Below are 17,335 nucleotides of genomic sequence, written 5' to 3'. Positions count from 1 at the left end.
GGCATAGTGCAAAAACTCAATGCATTAGTAGTAGACGCATCTACTGAATTTCGTAATAAGGCTCGTGCACTATTATCGGCTGCCGGGTTTGAAGTGGACCACGCAGAGACTGGGAATCAAGGTCTTGAACATGCTCAGCAGACACGATATCGATTAGTTTGTTGCAGTGATGATCTGTCGGATATCGCTGGCAGCGAGTTCTGCGGTCAATTACGAGCAATCAACGGCTATGATTATGCTGCTGTGCTGGTGATGACAGAAACGGATAACGCCCGAACCCTCAAGCAGGCATTGCTGGCCGGTGCCACCGACATTTTCAGCAAGCATGACGAATCCGAATTAGGTATTTATGTGCAACGCCTGGCTCAGCGCGAAACCCGCCAGTTATCCGGCCGAGTACTGTTTATCGAAGATTCCCGGGTTTTACAGACCATCATTATCGATTTATTAACCGATATGGGGCTGGATGTTGATGCTTATACCTTTGCAGAAGAAGCATGGGAGGCCTTCAGTGGCGGCGATTATGATCTGGTGATTACCGATATCATGCTGGAGGGCAGTATGAGCGGAATTACGCTGGTGAGAAAGATTCGTCGTTTGCGTGAAGACTATGGCAATGTACCCATCATCGCGACTTCCGGCTTTGATAATGTGTCACGCAAAATTGAGTTATTTCATCTCGGCGTAAATGATTTTGTTTCTAAACCGATTGTCCGTGAAGAACTGCGTCAACGGGTGTTTAATCACATTACCAGCTATCAGAATTTCCGAGAACTGCGGGCACAGCAAAACTCACTATGCAGTCTGGCAATGCTGGATGAGCTGACGCAATTATTTAACCGTCATGCACTACGTGAATTTGCCGGTAAATATTTAAGTGAGGCCTATCGATTCAAACGTGATTTGGCGATGGCGGTTATCGATTTAGATCATTTTCGATCCATCAACGAACAATATGGTTTTGTCCGTGGCGACAATCTGCTGGCGGAATTGGGTAACTGGCTCAAACGCCACGTTCGTGATGTTGATATGATTGCCCGCTGGTCCGGTGAAGAGTTTGTCTTGCTTTTACCAGGCTGTGACAATCAGACTGCGGCACTGTTGATGCAACGTATGCAGAAACGGCTGACGCGATTTAAGCCCGCTGGTATCGGTATTACAATCAGTGTTGGTGTGGCAACGCTTCGACAGGATAAACAGGACACGCTTAACAGCCTGTTTGAAATGGCTGATCGGGCAATGTATCAGGCTAAAATGGCGGGCCGTAATTGTGTAAGGATTTTTGAGTCAGAGTCTGAAAGTCCGGTCAGTGAAACTCAGGAATAAGCGGCTGCAAACTCAGCACATTGTGCTTGGGTCAGCATAAAGATCCCATGACCACCTTGCTCCAGATCCAGCCATAAAAAATGTGTTTCCGGCCATCTTTCATCCACTGCGAGATCGCTATTGCCTACTTCAACAAACAATAATCCCTGTGGCGAAAGAAACGTCGCTGCGCCAATAATGATCTGTTCTACCAGAGCAAGACCATTATCATCAGCCTGCAGCGCATGGACCGGTTCATGATGATATTCCGCTGGTAAGCTGGACATCTCAAGATCCCCCACGTACGGGGGATTACTGATAATCAAATCATATTGGCGAGATTGATTTAATTCCGTCCATAGATCTGATTTTATAAGCGACAGCTCATCTCCGAGCAAATGTTTGTTTTTATTAATCTGGGCGACGCTCAACGCTTCATCACTGATATCAACAGCATCAACTTCAGCACCTTCAAACGTCATGGCCAGTGCAATTGCGATGCAGGCACTGCCAGTACACATATCCAGAATACGTTCGACCGAATCTGCATCCTGTAACCAGGGAGCAAATTGGCTATCAATTAATTCGGCAAAAGGAGAACGTGGAATGAGTACACGTTCATCGACATAAAAAGGCAGGCCAGCAAACCAGGCTTCATGCGTCAGATAGGGAACAGGTACCCGTTCTTCAATTCGCCGTTTGACCAAATGCAATAAAGCCTGTTTTTCAGCACTACACAGCCTTGCATCGAGAAACAATTCCGGTAATTCAGTTACCGGAAGTTTCAGGCTATGCAGAATCAGTTGTGTGGCTTCATTAAACGCGTCGTTATTGCCATGACCAAAAAATAATCTGGCTTCTTCAAATCGTGAGGTGGTCCATCGCAGAAAATCGCGCAAGGTACTGAGTTCAGCCTCAGCGGCTTGATAATTGGTCGCCATTAATGCGTAGTAATATCAACAAAGTGGCCTGCAATCGCTGCGGCTGCCGCCATTGCCGGACTCACCAGGTGTGTACGACCACCTTGCCCCTGACGTCCCTCAAAGTTGCGATTGGATGTAGAGGCACAATGTTCACCTGCTTCCAGACGATCTGCATTCATTGCCAGACACATCGAGCAACCTGGATCACGCCATTCAAAGCCTGCTTCTACAAAGATTTTATCCAGACCTTCCTGTTCAGCCTGTTGTTTCACTAATCCCGATCCCGGAACAACCATCGCTTGCTTTACAGTAGCGGAGACTTTTCCGCCTTTAATTGCAGCAGCAGCTTCGCGTAAATCTTCAATACGTGAGTTGGTGCAGGAACCGATAAATACTCTGTCCAGACGAATCTCCTGAACTGGCTGATTCGCATTCAACCCCATGTATTTAAGTGCTTTCAGCATGCCATTGCGTTTCACAGCATCACTTTCTGCAGCGGGATCTGGAATATTGGCATCAACAGGAACCACCATTTCTGGGGAAGTGCCCCACGTAACCTGAGGTTTGATTTGGTTGGCATCCAGTACTACGACCTTATCAAAATGCGCATCAGCATCACTGTGTAAGTCACGCCAGGCTGCCATGGCTTTATCCCAGTTTTCCCCCTTAGGCGCAAAAGGGCGATCTTTCAGATAATTAATTGTTGTGTCATCCACAGCGATCATTCCAGCACGGGCACCTGCTTCAATCGTCATGTTGCAAACAGTCATCCGTCCTTCCATGGATAAATCCTGAATGGCTTCACCGGCGAATTCAATGGCGTAGCCGGTACCGCCAGCGGTACCAATTTTACCGATAATGGCCAGAACGATATCTTTCGCCGTAATACCTGGGTTTACATGTCCTTTGACTTTTACCAGCATGTTCTTGGATTTACGTTGAATCAGGCATTGCGTTGCCATTACGTGCTCAACTTCCGATGTACCAATACCAAAAGCTAATGCACCAAAAGCACCATGCGTAGAGGTATGCGAGTCACCACAAACTACCGTCATACCGGGTAGGGTAGCGCCCTGTTCCGGGCCGACAACATGCACAATGCCCTGACGTAAATCATTCAGGCCAAACTCAGTAATACCAAATTGTGCGCAATTTTGATCCAGCGTTTCAACCTGTAACCGTGAAATTGGATCGGCAATACCTTGTTCACGATGGCTGGTTGGTACATTGTGATCCGGCGTTGCCAAAATTGAATTCAAACGATATGGAATACGGCCAGCCAGGCGCAAGCCTTCAAAAGCCTGCGGAGAGGTGACTTCGTGAACCAGATGACGATCAATATAAATCAGTGCAGTACCATCCTGTTCGCTGCGGATAACATGTTGATCCCATAATTTGTCATAAAGTGTTTTGGCGGACATAACTCTCAGAACCGATTTAATTTAAATAGCCAGATATTATACCGTTTTGAGGGACGAGAACGACAGACATAAAAAAACGGGCAACCCGAAGATTGCCCGTTTTTATTTTTTGCTAAGGAAAGTGGTTATTCCATATTAGCGTGTCTATATTTCATTTCTTCTTCTGGAATACCTTTCTCATGAATTAAATGAGAAACGATGGCTTCCAGGAAAATCAAAGTAGACAATTCAAACATGGTTCCCATTGGCATGCCCTTTGTTGGGGCAAAGCTATTATCAGTACCAATCTGAATTGTTTTATCTGCGATATCACCAATCGTTGAACTGGATTTTGAACAAATCAAAACCACTTTAGCATTCTCAGATTTAGCTTTATTAGCAAATGAAACCAGCTGTGTTGTTTCACCAGAACCCGAAATAACGATTAACAAATCGCCTTCACGGATACTTGGTGTACTGATTTCACCTTGAACATAGACGGTATAACCACTATGCATCAATCTCATACCCAGAAAGTTGCCTACCAGTCTTGAACGACCTGCGCCTGTGATGAAGATGCGCTTGGCATCATCACACATAGCAACAAATTCGGCTTCAAGTGAACTGTCAGTTGCCTTCAGAATATCAGTGATTTTGTTTACAACTAGATCACGATGCATTGTCATTTTACTAATCCTTATGCTGCGTCAACCAATGCACGCAGTTCTTTAGCAGATTCTGCTGGAGAAGGTGCGCCATAGATTGCAGCACCAACAACAACGATATCAGCACCAGCACGAACTGTGCTTTGGATGGTGTCTTTGTTGATACCACCAGCAACAGAAACTTTAACATTCAGACCCAGACCAGCGATGGTTTTAAGATCTTCGAATGGAGTTTGACCAGCAGCTTGAGCGTCCAGACCTGTGTGAACACCGATGATGTGCGCGCCGTTAGCAGCAGCTTGTTTTGCAACAGCAGATTTGTCTTCAACACCGATCAAATCGATTTGAGCTTCTGCATTGTTAGCGTTTGCAGCTTTGATAACACCTTTCATGGTCGCTTCATCAGAAGCACCCAATACAGTAGTGATATCACCACCAGCTTCAAAGAAAGGAGTTGCTTCGTATTCACCAGCATCCATAGTTTTCAGGTCAACCAGAATTTTCTTGTCTGGGTGAGCAGCTTTCAGAGCTTTAACTAATTTCAGACCGTTGTACTTGATGCAAGGTGTACCGATTTCCAGAATATCGACGTAAGGTGCGACTTGTTCAGCCAGCGCCATAGTTGCGTCAAAATCCAATGAATCCAGAGCCATTTGAATTTCAGCCATGTGTATTTACTCCTAAAAATTTTAATAAAAATTATTGCCACGTTTCGCAGTGCGAGCGGGACTATAGTTCAGAATTTGGCGATAAGTCAATTGAGCCAAAATCTGTTGAATCAGGTTGCGGATAATCCGCAACCTGATTGCAGATTGCTAATCAATAATTAGCTTTCCAGATTTGCCAGACGTGTAGCCAGCAGTTCTTCCAGTGATTCCAGTGCTTTGGCAAAACCATCAATACCTTCTGACAGTTTTTCTGCCGCCATGCGGTTTTCAGCATGCATGGCATCGAAAGTGGCTTTGTCCAAATTCAGTTTTGCAACATCAGATTTAGCTGCGACTTCTGGAGACAGTTTACGCTCCAGAGTGCCTTCTGTGTTTTGTAATTCATCCAACAGAGCTGGAGAAATGGTCAGTAAGTCAACACCCGCCAATTCAGTGATTTCACCAACGTTACGGAAACTTGCACCCATAACTTCAGTGTTATAACCAAATTTTTTGTAGTAGCTGTAAATTTCTGTGACTGACAGTACACCTGGATCTTCGTTTGAAGGATATGAATCACGACCAGTATCTTTTTTATACCAGTCAAGGATACGTCCAACAAATGGAGAAATCAGCGTAATACCATTTTCAGCACAGGCCACGGCTTGGTGCAGACCAAACAGCAGAGTCAGGTTACAGTGAATACCTTCTTTTTCCAAAACGGCTGCAGCCTGAATGCCTTCCCATGTTGAAGCAATTTTGATCAGAATGCGATCACGTGAAACACCTGCTGCTTCGTATTGTGCAATCAGGTCACGACCCTTAGCGATAGTGGCTTCAGTGTCATAAGAAAGACGGGCATCTACTTCAGTAGAAACACGACCTGGAATGATTTCCAGAATTTTCAGACCAAAAGATACGGCCAGACGGTCAAAAGCCAAAGAGACAACTTCAGATGCAGGTGCATCTGCGCCAAGTGATTGACGTGCTGCTTTCAATGTATCGTCAACAATGCCTTGGTACTGAGGCATTTGCGCTGCAGCTGTAATCAGTGATGGGTTAGTTGTTGCATCACGTGGAGTGTATTTTTCAATTGCTTGAATATCACCCGTATCAGCAACAACGACGGTCATTTGCTTTAATTGATCAAGTAAATTCGCCATTTTCTTACCTTCTTGAGTTAGTTTGTAGAGCTGTTGAGCTTAAAATTTTTTTAATATCACGACGACCATAGCCGGTTTAATACCGATTATTTTCCCACCATCAGTAGGTGGCGGGTAAGTTATTCGTAATAAAGGCTAATTAAGCTTTGCTGCGAATATAACGCTCAACACCGGTTAATGGAGCGGCATTAGCTTTGCTGCGAATGTATCTTTCAACACCTGTCATCGGTTTATTTGCTGACAGTTTGTTGCGAATATATTTTTCAACACCAGTTAATTTCGAACCGCTTTGTGATTGGTTGCGGATGTAGCGTTCTACACCTGTTAAACCATCATTTGTATTTTTCGGTGCTGCTGCAGTTTTTGATTCCGGTTTACAACAACTGTCATTGTCAGACGAAAACAAGCCTTTAAAAAAGCTGCAGATTGAAGCAAAAAATCCTTTATCACTCATGAGTATACCCCTGTTACATTTTTAACCCCATCTGCCCAACATGATGAGGTTGGTGCAACGGGTAAATTACTATTTTAGATTCTGTGTGGCAAGCCAGCAGGATTGCAGACTACGGATTATAATCACGCTCTGCTGTTTTTGACCAATTTATCTGCATGGTCAATAAGTTATACCGGCAGAACTTGCAACATTAAATCCGGATGAGTCAGCTAAGCGTAAAAAAAACGAGTGGCACAGGGCCACTCGTTTTTATTTATGCTACTGTTTGTTCTGCTTACGCAGCATCAACCAATGCGCGCAGTTCTTTAGCAGAATCTGCTGGAGAAGGTGCGCCGTAGATAGCAGCACCAACGACAACGATAGTTGCGCCAGCTTGGATTGTTTTCTGGATGGTGTCTTTGTTCAGACCACCAGCGACAGAAATACGTACACCCAGATTCAATGAAGCGATTGCTTGCAGATCAGCAAATGGTGTTTGACCAGCTGCTTGCGCATCCAAACCAGTGTGAACACCGATGATTTGCGCACCGTTTTTAGCGGCTTCAGTTGCAACAGCTTTTTTGTCTTTAACGCTGATCAAGTCAATTTGGGCTTCTGCATTGTTAGCATTGGCTGCTTTGATTACGCCGCCCATAGTTGCTTTATCAGATACACCCAGAACAGTACAGATATCTGCGCCTGCTTCATAGAATGGAGTTGATTCATATTCACCAGCATCCATTGTTTTCAGGTCAACCAGAATCAGGTTGTTAGGGAATTTGGTTTTCAGGGCAGTGACGATTTCCAAGCCATTGTATTTAATGCAAGGTGTACCGACTTCAAGAATGTCGACATAAGGTGCAACTTGTTCTGCCAATGCGAGAGTTTGATCGAAGTCCAGAGAATCCAGAGCCATTTGGATAAGTGCTTTTGCCATGCTGACATGCTCCTAATAATTGATTTAATTTGTAGTTTTACGTTGAAAATACGCTCGCAGACTATAAAGCACAAGGTTCATTTATGTCAATTTTTCCGGGTTTTTAACGATTTTCGCGTTCGTTTATAACTGGACAGCCTATTTTGTTCTGTGCGACGCTTTTTCAAGTTTCATTTCAATTACATTATTTGATAAGCAGGTAATCATGCAAACAATCAACGACCTGGGTGCATTCATCATCGATATGGATGGTGTCTTATGGCAGGGTAGTAAACCGTTGCCAGGATTAACAGAGTTTTTTTCTACATTGCGCGCCAAAAAAATTCCATTTGTACTTGCGACAAATAATGCCAGTTTGACGCAACAGCAATATCTAAAAAAACTCGCGGACATGGGGGTTGAGGTATCAGCCAACGAGATTCTCACCTCCAGTATGGCGACTGCCCGCTATCTGGTGGATACATTGCCTGCAGCGAAACGGAGAGTATTTGTCATTGGTGAGTCCGGTCTTATCGAACCGTTGCAACAGCAGGGGTTTACCGTGACCTCCACCTATTATCCTGCTGATCCTGATGCAGAAACAGATGATATCTGGGCGGATATTGTGGTTTCTGGTCTGGATAGACAACTTAACTGGAACAAATTGGCCACAGCAACCTTAAATCTCCGGGCTGGTGCAGAATTCTATGCGACTAATGCAGATACCACCTTACCCACTGAATTGGGTGAAGTGATGGGAAATGGTGGTGTGCTGGCAGCATTAACCGCTGTGACGGGGATTGAGCCCATTGTCATTGGTAAGCCTGAACCTATTTTGTATCAACAGGCTTTTGAGATTCTGGGTACTGATAAACATAATACAATCGCCATCGGTGACAGGTTGAACACAGATATTTTAGGGGCCGTGAATGCCGGTATGCGCAGCATTATGGTGTTAACCGGCGTGTCATCTGAAGCTGATCTGGCGGAGATTGATTACAAACCGGATTGGGTTTTCCAGGATATTCAGGAAATAACAGCGTTATTAAAACAGCTTTAAAGAAAGGGGAGTGAGAGAATGAAAAAAATAATTAATCACGTTGATAATCTGCTTGATGAGAGTCTGAATGGCTTCGCAAAGGCACATCAGGATATAGTTTCTCTGCAACAGCAGCCTGCATTTGTGCGTCGTGCAACCATATCTACAGAACCAAAAGTTGCTGTTATCTCTGGCGGTGGTTCAGGCCATGAACCACTGCATACCGGACTGGTAGGCAAAGGTATGCTTGATGCTGCCTGTCCCGGACAAATCTTTACCTCTCCAACACCGGATCAAATGCTGGCCGCGGCAGAAACCGTTGAAAATGGTGCTGGCGTGTTGTTCATTGTTAAAAATTACGCTGGCGATGTGATGAACTTTGAAATTGCCGCGGAAATGCTGGAATGTCAGCACGAAACAGTATTAGTAAAAGATGATGTTTCGTTACCTGAGGCACATAGTACTGGCCGCCGCGGGGTAGCCGGAACATTGATTGTCGAGAAAATGGTCGGTGCTGCGGCAGAGCAAGGAAAAGATCTAAACCAATGTAAAAAACTTGGCGATCGTGTAGCCAATAACACCGCATCAATGGGCTTTGCGTTAACCAGCTGTACCGTTCCAGCCGCGGGCCGCCCAACATTTGAACTTAGTGAAAACGAAATTGAAATGGGTGTGGGTATCCACGGTGAAAGAGGGCGCGAACCGATGACCATGAGCTCCGCTGAAGAGCTGGTCCAGCATGTTACTGCTGCTATTGATAAAGAATTAAATCCTCAAGCCGGTCAACAGGTGCTTTTGCATGTAAATGGCTTTGGTGCGACACCATTGATGGAGCTATATCTGGTATTCGATCTGGCCGCTAAATTTTGGGAAGAAAAAGGTGTTGAAATCAAACGCTCATTAGTGGGTAACTACACAACATCTCTCGATATGGCTGGTTGCTCGGTGACCTTGACCTTACTGGATGAAGAAATGACTGCCTTATGGGATGCCCCCGTGCATACCGCAGCACTTCGTTGGGGCTGTTAGTTTTTAATTAATCGACATGGATGTCGCTGTGGTTTGAGCTTTTATTAGTGATCCGCAGATTACGCAGATGGACGCAGATTATGCAAAAGGATATGCAAACATACGAAATTATTGGTGCGGCAATGAGAGTACATAAGTCACTCGGCCGAGGTTTTCTCGAACCTGTATATCAAGAAGCATTGGAGATTGAGTTTCAGGGAAAAAGCATTCCCTACGAACGAGAAAAATGTCTACCAATAATCTATAACGAGAGACCACTTAAAACGACTTATAAAGCAGATTTTGTATGTTTTGGGTCAATCATCGTTGAATTGAAAGCATTGCAAAAATTATCAGGGCATGAAGAAGCTCAAGTCATCAACTATCTTAAAGCCTCGCAATTAAACAAGGCATTACTATTGAATTTTGGTGCAAGGAGTTTGCAGTACCAAAGGTTGGTTTTAAATCTGCGCTCATCTGCGTAATCTGCGGATAAATCTCTACTAAAACTTTGTGTCACTGTGGTTAATGATTTTCAATAATTACATCGGCAATAGCACACAACATCAGCTGGCTGGTGCGGGCGCCGGCATCTATATGTCCCCGGGCGCGTTCACCCAGAAAGGATGCACGGCCTTTGGTTGCAAGCATATCCTTAGTCGATTCCATTCCCTCAGTCGCGGCTTTTTTCATATCATCCAGAGCGGTGGACAATTCAACTTCATTGCTAACGCTTTGTTGCAGGCTGGTTGATGCCGGAATTAAGCTATCAAGCATGGTTTTTTCACCAATGTCGGCTTTCCCTCGGGCTTTGATAGATTCAACCCCGGCGGTAAATATTTCGGTCATGCCCGTTAAATCTAATGTTTTATCTTTCGCTGTTTTGCCCATAGTGACAAACATGGAGCCAAATAATGATCCTGATGCACCGCCCATGGTCGACATCAAAGTCATGCCGGTTTTGCTCAATGCAGCGGAAAACTCAAGTTGTTCCAATTCTTCACTGTTTTTCAGCAATGCCTCAATTCCACGCTGCAGGTTAATCAGATGATCACCATCGCCAATCGCCTGATCCAGCTGCGCAATTTCGTCAGCATGAGCATTTATTGATTCTTTAATAGCATCGATAAAAGGCAGCAGTGGCAGATTGTTAGACATATTTCCCTCAGAATTAACAGATAAAAACAGCTGATACTTTAGCGTAAATACTAAGCCTTTTTACAAACTGTAGAAATTGAAAGCAAAAAAAAGCCCCAACCCGAAGGTTGAGGCTTTTTATCAGTTTTAAACTAAACCTGAAGGTTTAGAAAATAACTTCTTACCAGCTGATGAAACCACCGATAGCCAAAACATCAACTTCATCTTCATCAGATTGAATGTAATATTCAGTTTCCATGCGTGAGTATTCAGCAACCAATTTCAGGTTAGCTGTAACGTCATGATAGATACCGATTGTAGCCATGCTGTTTGAATCTAAGTCAGCAAAGGCATTGTCTGGGTTTGATGTGCCAGCAAAAGTATTTGCACCGTCGCGGTCAAGTGTAGACTCACCGTAAGAGGCTGCTACAAATGTTTGACCACCGAAACGGTAACCTAACTGTGCATAATAACCATCACCATCACGTTCATTACCATTAGCTGTGATTGCACCCAGACCCAGACCACCAATACCTTGAGCTTTACCATCGTAGTAAGAGGCAACGGCTTCGAAGCCACCCAGTACTAACTGACCACCAACGGTATAAGCATTACCTTTAAGGCTATCGACATTATTAAAACTAACTTTTTGAGTCATGCCATCCAGCCACAATTTAACTGAACCGCCATCAAATGCAGAAGCATAGCTTAAAGAAGCTTCATAACGTGCATCTTTCTCATAACCACCAGTAGTGGCATTATTTACTTCTAAGAAATCATCACCATCAGCAACAGCTAAAGCAACTTTGAAACCAGCCATATCGACTGAAGTCCAGCGAATTTGTGAGCGCCAGTTGGCATAATCATAACCCCAACCAATACGACCCAGAGAGGTAGTACCAGTGTTTTGGTCACCGGCAGCAATAACGCTAGTTGCACCAACACCGTATAAGGTTTGATCCAACAAGATGTTGTTAGCTGCGTAAAGACCTAAGCCTTTACCTAACATGATTTGACCGAAAGCACCGTCAACGGTAGCAAACGCTTCACGTTGTTCCATTGCTTCACTGCTACTAACGTAGCTGCCATTGTTAGTTGATGGAGAGATTGAAACTCGCGCACCAACTGTCAAACCATTAATTTCAGGGGCTTTAACGTTAAAGCCGAAGAAAGTTGGTAACAAGCCGTTTGCTACGCCTTGGTTATTTTGATCATAGCCGCCATTCGCGCTGTCTTGATCTGAAGCAATAAAGAATTGGTTGATGTTACCGTCAACGCTGAATTCATATCCGTTCTCGCCGCCAACAACGATTGTTGCGTTGGCTGCGCCGGCTGCTGCAAATGCTGCTGCGCCGACTAATGTAGCTAGTGTAGTTTTTTTCATGTCTGTTCACCTTCTAGTTGTTAACAGATTACTTTAAGTTTCTCTCGTAACCGGAATGTTTCGCGGTTAAGAGTGTATTTTCCACATCTACAAAACCTTTGCAACACTTTTACAACAAAAAAATGTGAATTTGGTCATTTAGATACGAATGTGTGTTTTTTTTACCACAGCGAAGGTTTTCTATCTATCATATGTAGGGCCAAAACGAAATTAACCACCGAGGCACAGAGGGTATGGAGATTTGATAGATATTTATCCGCAGATTACGCAGATTTTCGCAGATATTATTAAAGGTGCTTTCATTGAGGACGCTTTGTAGCCAGCCTATGTTTGGATATTAAAGTTAACCATGGATACACAGAAACCAAGAAGCCGCGTTTAAATAGTTGTCATCGCAGCGTAAGTTGGGTTGAACCAGTGAAACCCAACATAACCCATTCCTCAGCGCCAGAATTAATCAAAATCAATCTAGCTCTGTTGATAAGCCGAAGAGCCAGTCAATTAAGTTTTTAATGCCTAATCTGCGTTTATCTGCGAAATCTGCGGATTACATTTCTTACCGCTGATATTCAGGGGACAGCGGCTTTAGCTATAAAATGTAATCTCTGTGCCCTCTGTGCCCTCTGTGTCTCTGTGGTGAATATTCATATCTAATGAAGAGGATTGTGGCCGCCAAGACAACTTTATATCTGCGAAAATCTGCGTAATCTGCGGATAAATATCTATCAAATCTCCATACCCTCTGTGTCTCTGTGGTTAATCGTCAAAGAAAATATAGATGTCAGAATAACGGGCAATAAAAAAGCCCGGGTTGCAATGCAAACCGGGCTTTGAATTCGATGGTGGCTCGACCTGGAATCGAACCAGGGACACAGGGATTTTCAATCCCTTGCTCTACCAACTGAGCTATCGAGCCAACAAGGTGCGGTATTAAACCTGCACGCGTGCTTGCTGTCAAGTCATGATCAGCATCCTGGGAAGTTCTCCTTGTGGCATTTAGACAGCCATGCTGTAATGACGGGCAGTTTTGCATCGGGGCAGCAAATAAAAATGAATTCCAGTCAGCGTATTTTATTGTGGGTCGTCAGTGTTTTAGCGATAGTTGCAGCACTTTATTTTTTATCGCCATTATTTGATTCACTTGCCCCGGCAGATAAACATCTTGTAGACGCTGATGATGACGATGACGGTGATGACGAGAAGCAGAATCATCAGTTTGCGCTGTCAGTTGAGTTAACCGAAGCTGCACAAAAAATGGCGTCCATTGAAAGTCAGACATTGATGGAAAGTTTCTATACCCCCGAAATACGAGCTATGGCAGCGGTTATACCGACTCGGGAGCTGCAATTAGCCCACTCGCGCTGTTCTGAGGCAAAAATGAACCTTCGTATGGCTAAGGTTAATGAACAGGGGATGAGCAAAGAGTTATCGCGTTTAAAAACACTTCAGCAAGCGACCGGTAGTGTGGCATCAAAAGAGGTGGACTTTGCGCAAACCAATTTATCGATTGCTCAGGCGCAAGCTGAGTTAAAACAGCAATTAGTAGAAAACTGTCACGCTGAAGTACGCCAACAATGGCCTCAACCCGTTGCCGACTGGGTTATTAACGGTGGGGAACAATTCGAACTGCTGATGTCGCGGGAACAGTCGATTCTTAAAGTCACTTTGCCTCCCAAACAAAGCCTGAATCCAAACGTTGATACTGTGCGGTGGCAACAACCCCATCAACAAAATGATGTTGGTGAGGCGCAACGGCTTGCCGCTGCCATCAGTGTCGATCCGGTGTTAAGTGGCGAGACCTGGTTTTTTCTGAACAAATCATCCTCTTTGCAGGAAGGTGCAAAGTTACATGTGTGGGTGCCTACTGAGCAGGGTGCATTTTCAGCGGTGCTGATTCCGTATCAGTCAGTGGTCTGGTACGCGGGCCAGCCATGGGCCTATTTGCGCATGGATGAGCAGCGTTTTCAGCGTATTTCGTTGCTTAATGGTCATGACTCGGTGGAAGGTATTTATCTGCAACAGGGATTCCATCCGGGCGATGCCGTTGTGACCTCAGGTGCTCAGACATTGTTATCAGAAGAGTTCAAATGGCAAATTCATGATGAAGACGATGATGATGACTAGCCAAATCATCAGCACCCCCTCATTCAATAATTAACAGGAACACGGATGCTTTCTCATTTGGTTGCTTTTTCGGTTCGTGCCCGCGGTGTGGTACTGGCATTAGCGTTATTAATGTTGGGCTATGGTTCCTATCAGCTCTACAAAGCCAGTCTGGATGTATTTCCAGAGTTTGCTCCAAAGCAGGTCATTATTCAGACCGAAGCGTCTGGATTTACTGCCGAGCAGGTGGAAACCCTGGTGACCCAACCAATTGAAAACGCACTGGGTGGTCTTCCGGATGTCATGTTTGTACGTTCAGCTTCGACGCCCGGATTGTCCGTTGTAATCATTACCTTTGAAGAGCGAAGCGATATTTATCTTAACCGACAGTTGGTATCTGAACGGTTGATGCCTGCACAGGGACAATTACCGCAGGGCGTTGGTCCCGCTTTAATGGTGCCCCTGGAATCTTCTTCCGGCACCATCATGACCATCGGGTTGACCTCTGATCAGCAGAGCCTGATGCGACTGCGGGAAATGGTGGACTGGACATTAACGCCCAGATTGCTTGCCGTTGATGGTGTAGCTGATATCAATGTGTTCGGTGGTGCAGAGAAACAAATGCAAATCCAGCTCGATCCTCAAAAACTGGCTTTATACCAGTTGTCCCCCATGGATATCGTTACAGCCGCTCGTGAAGCTACGGTATTGCAAGGCAGCGGATTTATTGAAAACAGCAATCAGCGCATGATGCTGCAAGTGGTCGGTTTTCCGGTGAGCGCTGACACAATGGCGAAAGTAGTGATTCGCCAGCAGGGTCAGTCTGTGCTGCATCTCGGTGATGTGGCAACCATAGAATATGGTCCTGCACCCGCTATCGGTGGCGCCGCAATCAGTGGTGAGCCTGGCATAGTATTGATGGTGATCGGTCAATATAAAGCCAATACTCTGGCAGTAACCCAAGGCATTGAAACTGCGTTGAATGAGTTTCGTGATGGGTTTGAAGTTGATGGTATTGAGTTACACGCCGATTTATTCCGCCCGGCCAATTATATTCAAACCTCGCTGGCGAACATCCAACATCATCTGCTGGTTGGTGGTGGTCTAGTGCTTTTAGTGCTGTTTTTATTCCTGTTCAATTTACGCACGGCGATTATTTCGATGACCGCCATACCACTATCATTATTTGCCGCGTTGATAGTGCTGCTGGAGTTCGGGGTTAACATCAATATTATGGTGCTGGGCGGTTTGGCTATCGCGCTAGGTGAGGTGGTTGATGATGCGATTATTGATACCGAGAATATTTTCCGTCGTTTACGTGAAAATGCCGCATTAAAAGAACCCCGTCCGGTTATTCAGATTGTTTATGAAGCATCGATGGAAGTTCGTGGTTCGGTTGTTTATGCCAGCTTAATTGTGATGCTGGTGTTTGTGCCTTTATTAACTCTGGGCGGAGTGGCTGGAAGAATGTTTGAGCCATTAGGTGAGGCTTATATTCTGGCGATTCTGGCTTCGTTGTTTGTGGCGTTGACGGTCACACCGGCGTTATGTCATACGTTACTCAGTCGGATTGGGGTTACCCGAACCTCTGAGCCACCACTGATCCACTGGCTGCAAATCCTCTATGGGCGCGTTTTAAAAGTAACCTGTCAATTCCCCAAACTGATGATAATCAGCGTATTGGTGTTGTGTATCGCTGGAGCCAGTCTGCTGCCATATTTCGGTGGACGTTTCCTGCCAGAGCTGCGTGAGGGGCATTACATTATTCACACGGCTAGTGTGCCCGGTACCTCGCTGGAGGAATCCTTGCGAATTGGAGGGTTGATTGAACAGCAGGTAGCGGCAATACCTGGGGTGCGAGCCACATCACAATGGGCCGGTCGTGCAGAGCGTGGCGCTGATACATTTGGCACCCATTACAGTGAATATGAGGTGGACCTGGAGCCACTTTCGGGCCCTGAGCAACAAGTTGTTCTGGATGAAATTCGTGAAATTCTGGAAGCGTTCCCGGGCATCAGTTCTGAGGTGAACACGTTCCTGACCGAGCGGATTGATGAAACCATTTCAGGTTATACCTCGCCGGTCGTAGTCAATATCTATGGTTATGATTTGGATGCACTTGATTATAAAGCGCGCGAAGTGGCTGAGGTGATGGCCGATATCGAGGGAGCCACAGATATACAGCTACGCGCTCCGCCGGGTGAACCCCAACTGCAATTACGCATTAAACTCGAAGAATTACCCCAATGGGGCCTGCAGCCGGCGACGGTGATGCAGAATATCAAAGCGGCATTTGATGGTATTCAGGTTGGACAGATATCCGAGGGGAACCGTTTGTTTGATATTCGTGTGGTGTTGCCACCCGACCTGCGTGAACAACCGCATCAAATTCTGAGTATGCCATTACGTACTCTAGATAACAGGATGTTGGCACTGGGAGATGTCGTTGAGTTACAGCAGGTTTCCGGCAGACATGCGATTCTGCATCACGGTGCTCAGCGATTGCAAACTATTACCTGTAATGTCACCGGACGCGATTTGCGTTCATTTTTTCAGGAACTGCAACAACGGATCCATGAGGATGTGCAGTTCGATGCTGATACTTACCCCGAGTTTACCGGCACTGCTGTGGCTGAAGCCGAGTCACGTAAGGATCTGATGATTCATTCCATTCTGGTTGGACTTATCGTGCTCATTTTATTGTATATGGCACTGCGCAGCGTGCGTAACACGTGGCTTGTGTTACTGAATTTACCCTTCTCGTTATTGGGTGGTGTGGTGGCAGCGTGGTTAACCGGAGGCGTGCTATCTATTGGTTCGCTGGTGGGGTTTGTCACGCTGTTTGGTATTACCCTGCGAAATGCCATTATGCTGGTCTCACATTATCAGCATCTGATTGAACATGAGGGTAAGGCCTGGGTGATGGAAACGGCTATTCAGGGAGCGCTGGAGCGTCTGCCATCGATTTTAATTACTGCATTGGTCACTGCGTTGGCGATGTTGCCAATAGCAATTAACGCTGACAGCCCGGGTCGTGAAATTATGGGGCCAATGGCGGCCATTATTATCGGCGGGCTGATTTCGTCGACATTGCTGACTTTACTGGTATTACCCAGTGTGATGTTGCGTTATGGCGAGTTTAACAAGCAACGACTCACTCAAACGGAAACCACCATGCAAAGGCAATGATGCCAAGAACAATCAGGATCAAA

At 45.4% G+C, this 17,335-nt stretch carries 15 protein-coding genes and 1 tRNA gene; 6 read left to right on the top strand and 10 right to left on the bottom strand.

Annotated elements, in window-relative coordinates; genetic code table 11:
- Positions 1-6 precede the first annotated feature (6 nt).
- Positions 7-1,326, top strand: coding sequence for a diguanylate cyclase (locus B4F66_RS14010; RefSeq protein ID WP_292356647.1), 1,320 nt, complete (start codon positions 7-9; stop codon positions 1,324-1,326).
- On the opposite strand, the gene prmB is transcribed toward B4F66_RS14010, so the two are convergent.
- The 7 genes from prmB to hxlA (B4F66_RS13975) all read right to left on the bottom strand — a co-directional run bounded on the left by prmB (position 1,317) and on the right by hxlA (B4F66_RS13975) (position 7,473).
- A complete protein-coding gene (prmB, locus tag B4F66_RS14005) occupies positions 1,317-2,246 on the bottom strand; it encodes a 50S ribosomal protein L3 N(5)-glutamine methyltransferase (protein WP_292356646.1) in 930 nt (309 codons plus the stop codon). The genes B4F66_RS14010 and prmB overlap by 10 nt on opposite strands.
- Positions 2,246-3,649 carry a 3-isopropylmalate dehydratase large subunit gene (gene leuC, locus B4F66_RS14000; protein ID WP_292356644.1) on the bottom strand — a complete coding sequence of 468 codons (1,404 nt, stop codon included), beginning with the start codon at positions 3,647-3,649 and terminating at the stop codon, positions 2,246-2,248. Before leuC ends, prmB begins: the two co-directional genes overlap by 1 nt.
- A gap of 125 nt (positions 3,650-3,774) precedes the next feature.
- Positions 3,775-4,314: a 6-phospho-3-hexuloisomerase gene (gene hxlB, locus B4F66_RS13995; RefSeq protein ID WP_014707665.1), complete on the bottom strand. Its 540-nt coding sequence runs from the start codon at positions 4,312-4,314 to the stop codon at positions 3,775-3,777.
- A gap of 11 nt (positions 4,315-4,325) precedes the next feature.
- Entirely contained in the window at positions 4,326-4,961 is a 636-nt protein-coding gene (gene hxlA, locus B4F66_RS13990; protein ID WP_014707664.1) for a 3-hexulose-6-phosphate synthase, read from the bottom strand.
- A 158-nt stretch (positions 4,962-5,119) separates the two neighbouring features.
- Entirely contained in the window at positions 5,120-6,103 is a 984-nt protein-coding gene (locus B4F66_RS13985; RefSeq protein ID WP_292356641.1) for a transaldolase, read from the bottom strand.
- A gap of 139 nt (positions 6,104-6,242) precedes the next feature.
- The gene (locus B4F66_RS13980) at positions 6,243-6,557 is read right to left on the bottom strand and encodes a hypothetical protein (protein WP_292356639.1); all 315 of its coding nucleotides are present in this window, start codon (positions 6,555-6,557) and stop codon (positions 6,243-6,245) included.
- A gap of 274 nt (positions 6,558-6,831) precedes the next feature.
- A complete protein-coding gene (gene hxlA, locus B4F66_RS13975; protein WP_292356637.1) occupies positions 6,832-7,473 on the bottom strand; it encodes a 3-hexulose-6-phosphate synthase in 642 nt (213 codons plus the stop codon).
- 205 nt (positions 7,474-7,678) lie between these two features.
- On the opposite strand from hxlA (B4F66_RS13975), the gene B4F66_RS13970 reads away from it, so the two are divergent.
- From B4F66_RS13970 to B4F66_RS13960, 3 genes are all read left to right on the top strand, one after another.
- Positions 7,679-8,512 carry an HAD-IIA family hydrolase gene (locus B4F66_RS13970; RefSeq protein ID WP_292356634.1) on the top strand — a complete coding sequence of 278 codons (834 nt, stop codon included), beginning with the start codon at positions 7,679-7,681 and terminating at the stop codon, positions 8,510-8,512.
- A gap of 18 nt (positions 8,513-8,530) precedes the next feature.
- A complete protein-coding gene (gene dhaK, locus B4F66_RS13965; RefSeq protein WP_292356632.1) occupies positions 8,531-9,520 on the top strand; it encodes a dihydroxyacetone kinase subunit DhaK in 990 nt (329 codons plus the stop codon).
- Between the two features lie 80 nt (positions 9,521-9,600).
- Positions 9,601-9,984, top strand: a complete 384-nt coding sequence (locus B4F66_RS13960; protein ID WP_292356630.1) for a GxxExxY protein — start codon at positions 9,601-9,603, stop codon at positions 9,982-9,984.
- Between the two features lie 40 nt (positions 9,985-10,024).
- Here the strand turns inward: B4F66_RS13960 and dhaL are convergent, their stop codons facing one another.
- The 3 genes from dhaL to B4F66_RS13945 form a co-directional block, all read right to left on the bottom strand.
- Entirely contained in the window at positions 10,025-10,657 is a 633-nt protein-coding gene (gene dhaL, locus B4F66_RS13955) for a dihydroxyacetone kinase subunit DhaL (protein ID WP_292356628.1), read from the bottom strand.
- A 160-nt stretch (positions 10,658-10,817) separates the two neighbouring features.
- Entirely contained in the window at positions 10,818-12,020 is a 1,203-nt protein-coding gene (locus tag B4F66_RS13950) for a porin (protein ID WP_292356626.1), read from the bottom strand.
- 840 nt (positions 12,021-12,860) lie between these two features.
- Positions 12,861-12,936 (bottom strand) — tRNA-Phe (locus B4F66_RS13945).
- A gap of 134 nt (positions 12,937-13,070) precedes the next feature.
- Between B4F66_RS13945 and B4F66_RS13940 the strand changes: the two genes are divergently transcribed.
- Both B4F66_RS13940 and B4F66_RS13935 read left to right on the top strand, forming a co-directional pair.
- The gene (locus B4F66_RS13940) at positions 13,071-14,144 is read left to right on the top strand and encodes an efflux RND transporter periplasmic adaptor subunit (protein ID WP_292356624.1); all 1,074 of its coding nucleotides are present in this window, start codon (positions 13,071-13,073) and stop codon (positions 14,142-14,144) included.
- A 45-nt stretch (positions 14,145-14,189) separates the two neighbouring features.
- Complete coding sequence (locus B4F66_RS13935) at positions 14,190-17,312, top strand: efflux RND transporter permease subunit (RefSeq protein ID WP_292356622.1); 3,123 nt, start codon at positions 14,190-14,192, stop codon at positions 17,310-17,312.
- The last annotated feature ends 23 nt before the right edge of the window (positions 17,313-17,335 follow it).

Source organism: Methylophaga sp. UBA3603 (genome assembly GCF_002375335.1).
Taxonomy (GTDB): Bacteria; Pseudomonadota; Gammaproteobacteria; order Nitrosococcales; family Methylophagaceae; genus Methylophaga.
Note: the sequence above shows the minus strand (reverse complement) of the source record. Positions and strands in the feature narration are given on the sequence as shown.

What these genes read in the sequence shown, in the direction of transcription:
- dhaK (WP_292356632.1), top strand. Translation starts at nt 8,531, where the DNA reads ATGAAAAAAATAATTAATCACGTTGATAATCTGCTTGATGAGAGTCTG.
- B4F66_RS13980 (WP_292356639.1), bottom strand. Translation starts at nt 6,557, where the DNA reads ATGAGTGATAAAGGATTTTTTGCTTCAATCTGCAGCTTTTTTAAAGGC.
- hxlA (WP_292356637.1), bottom strand. Translation starts at nt 7,473, where the DNA reads ATGGCAAAAGCACTTATCCAAATGGCTCTGGATTCTCTGGACTTCGAT.
- B4F66_RS13960 (WP_292356630.1), top strand. Translation starts at nt 9,601, where the DNA reads ATGCAAAAGGATATGCAAACATACGAAATTATTGGTGCGGCAATGAGA.
- B4F66_RS13950 (WP_292356626.1), bottom strand. Translation starts at nt 12,020, where the DNA reads ATGAAAAAAACTACACTAGCTACATTAGTCGGCGCAGCAGCATTTGCA.
- B4F66_RS13935 (WP_292356622.1), top strand. Translation starts at nt 14,190, where the DNA reads ATGCTTTCTCATTTGGTTGCTTTTTCGGTTCGTGCCCGCGGTGTGGTA.
- hxlA (WP_014707664.1), bottom strand. Translation starts at nt 4,961, where the DNA reads ATGGCTGAAATTCAAATGGCTCTGGATTCATTGGATTTTGACGCAACT.
- leuC (WP_292356644.1), bottom strand. Translation starts at nt 3,649, where the DNA reads ATGTCCGCCAAAACACTTTATGACAAATTATGGGATCAACATGTTATC.
- B4F66_RS13940 (WP_292356624.1), top strand. Translation starts at nt 13,071, where the DNA reads ATGAATTCCAGTCAGCGTATTTTATTGTGGGTCGTCAGTGTTTTAGCG.
- prmB (WP_292356646.1), bottom strand. Translation starts at nt 2,246, where the DNA reads ATGGCGACCAATTATCAAGCCGCTGAGGCTGAACTCAGTACCTTGCGC.
- B4F66_RS13970 (WP_292356634.1), top strand. Translation starts at nt 7,679, where the DNA reads ATGCAAACAATCAACGACCTGGGTGCATTCATCATCGATATGGATGGT.
- B4F66_RS13985 (WP_292356641.1), bottom strand. Translation starts at nt 6,103, where the DNA reads ATGGCGAATTTACTTGATCAATTAAAGCAAATGACCGTCGTTGTTGCT.
- dhaL (WP_292356628.1), bottom strand. Translation starts at nt 10,657, where the DNA reads ATGTCTAACAATCTGCCACTGCTGCCTTTTATCGATGCTATTAAAGAA.
- hxlB (WP_014707665.1), bottom strand. Translation starts at nt 4,314, where the DNA reads ATGACAATGCATCGTGATCTAGTTGTAAACAAAATCACTGATATTCTG.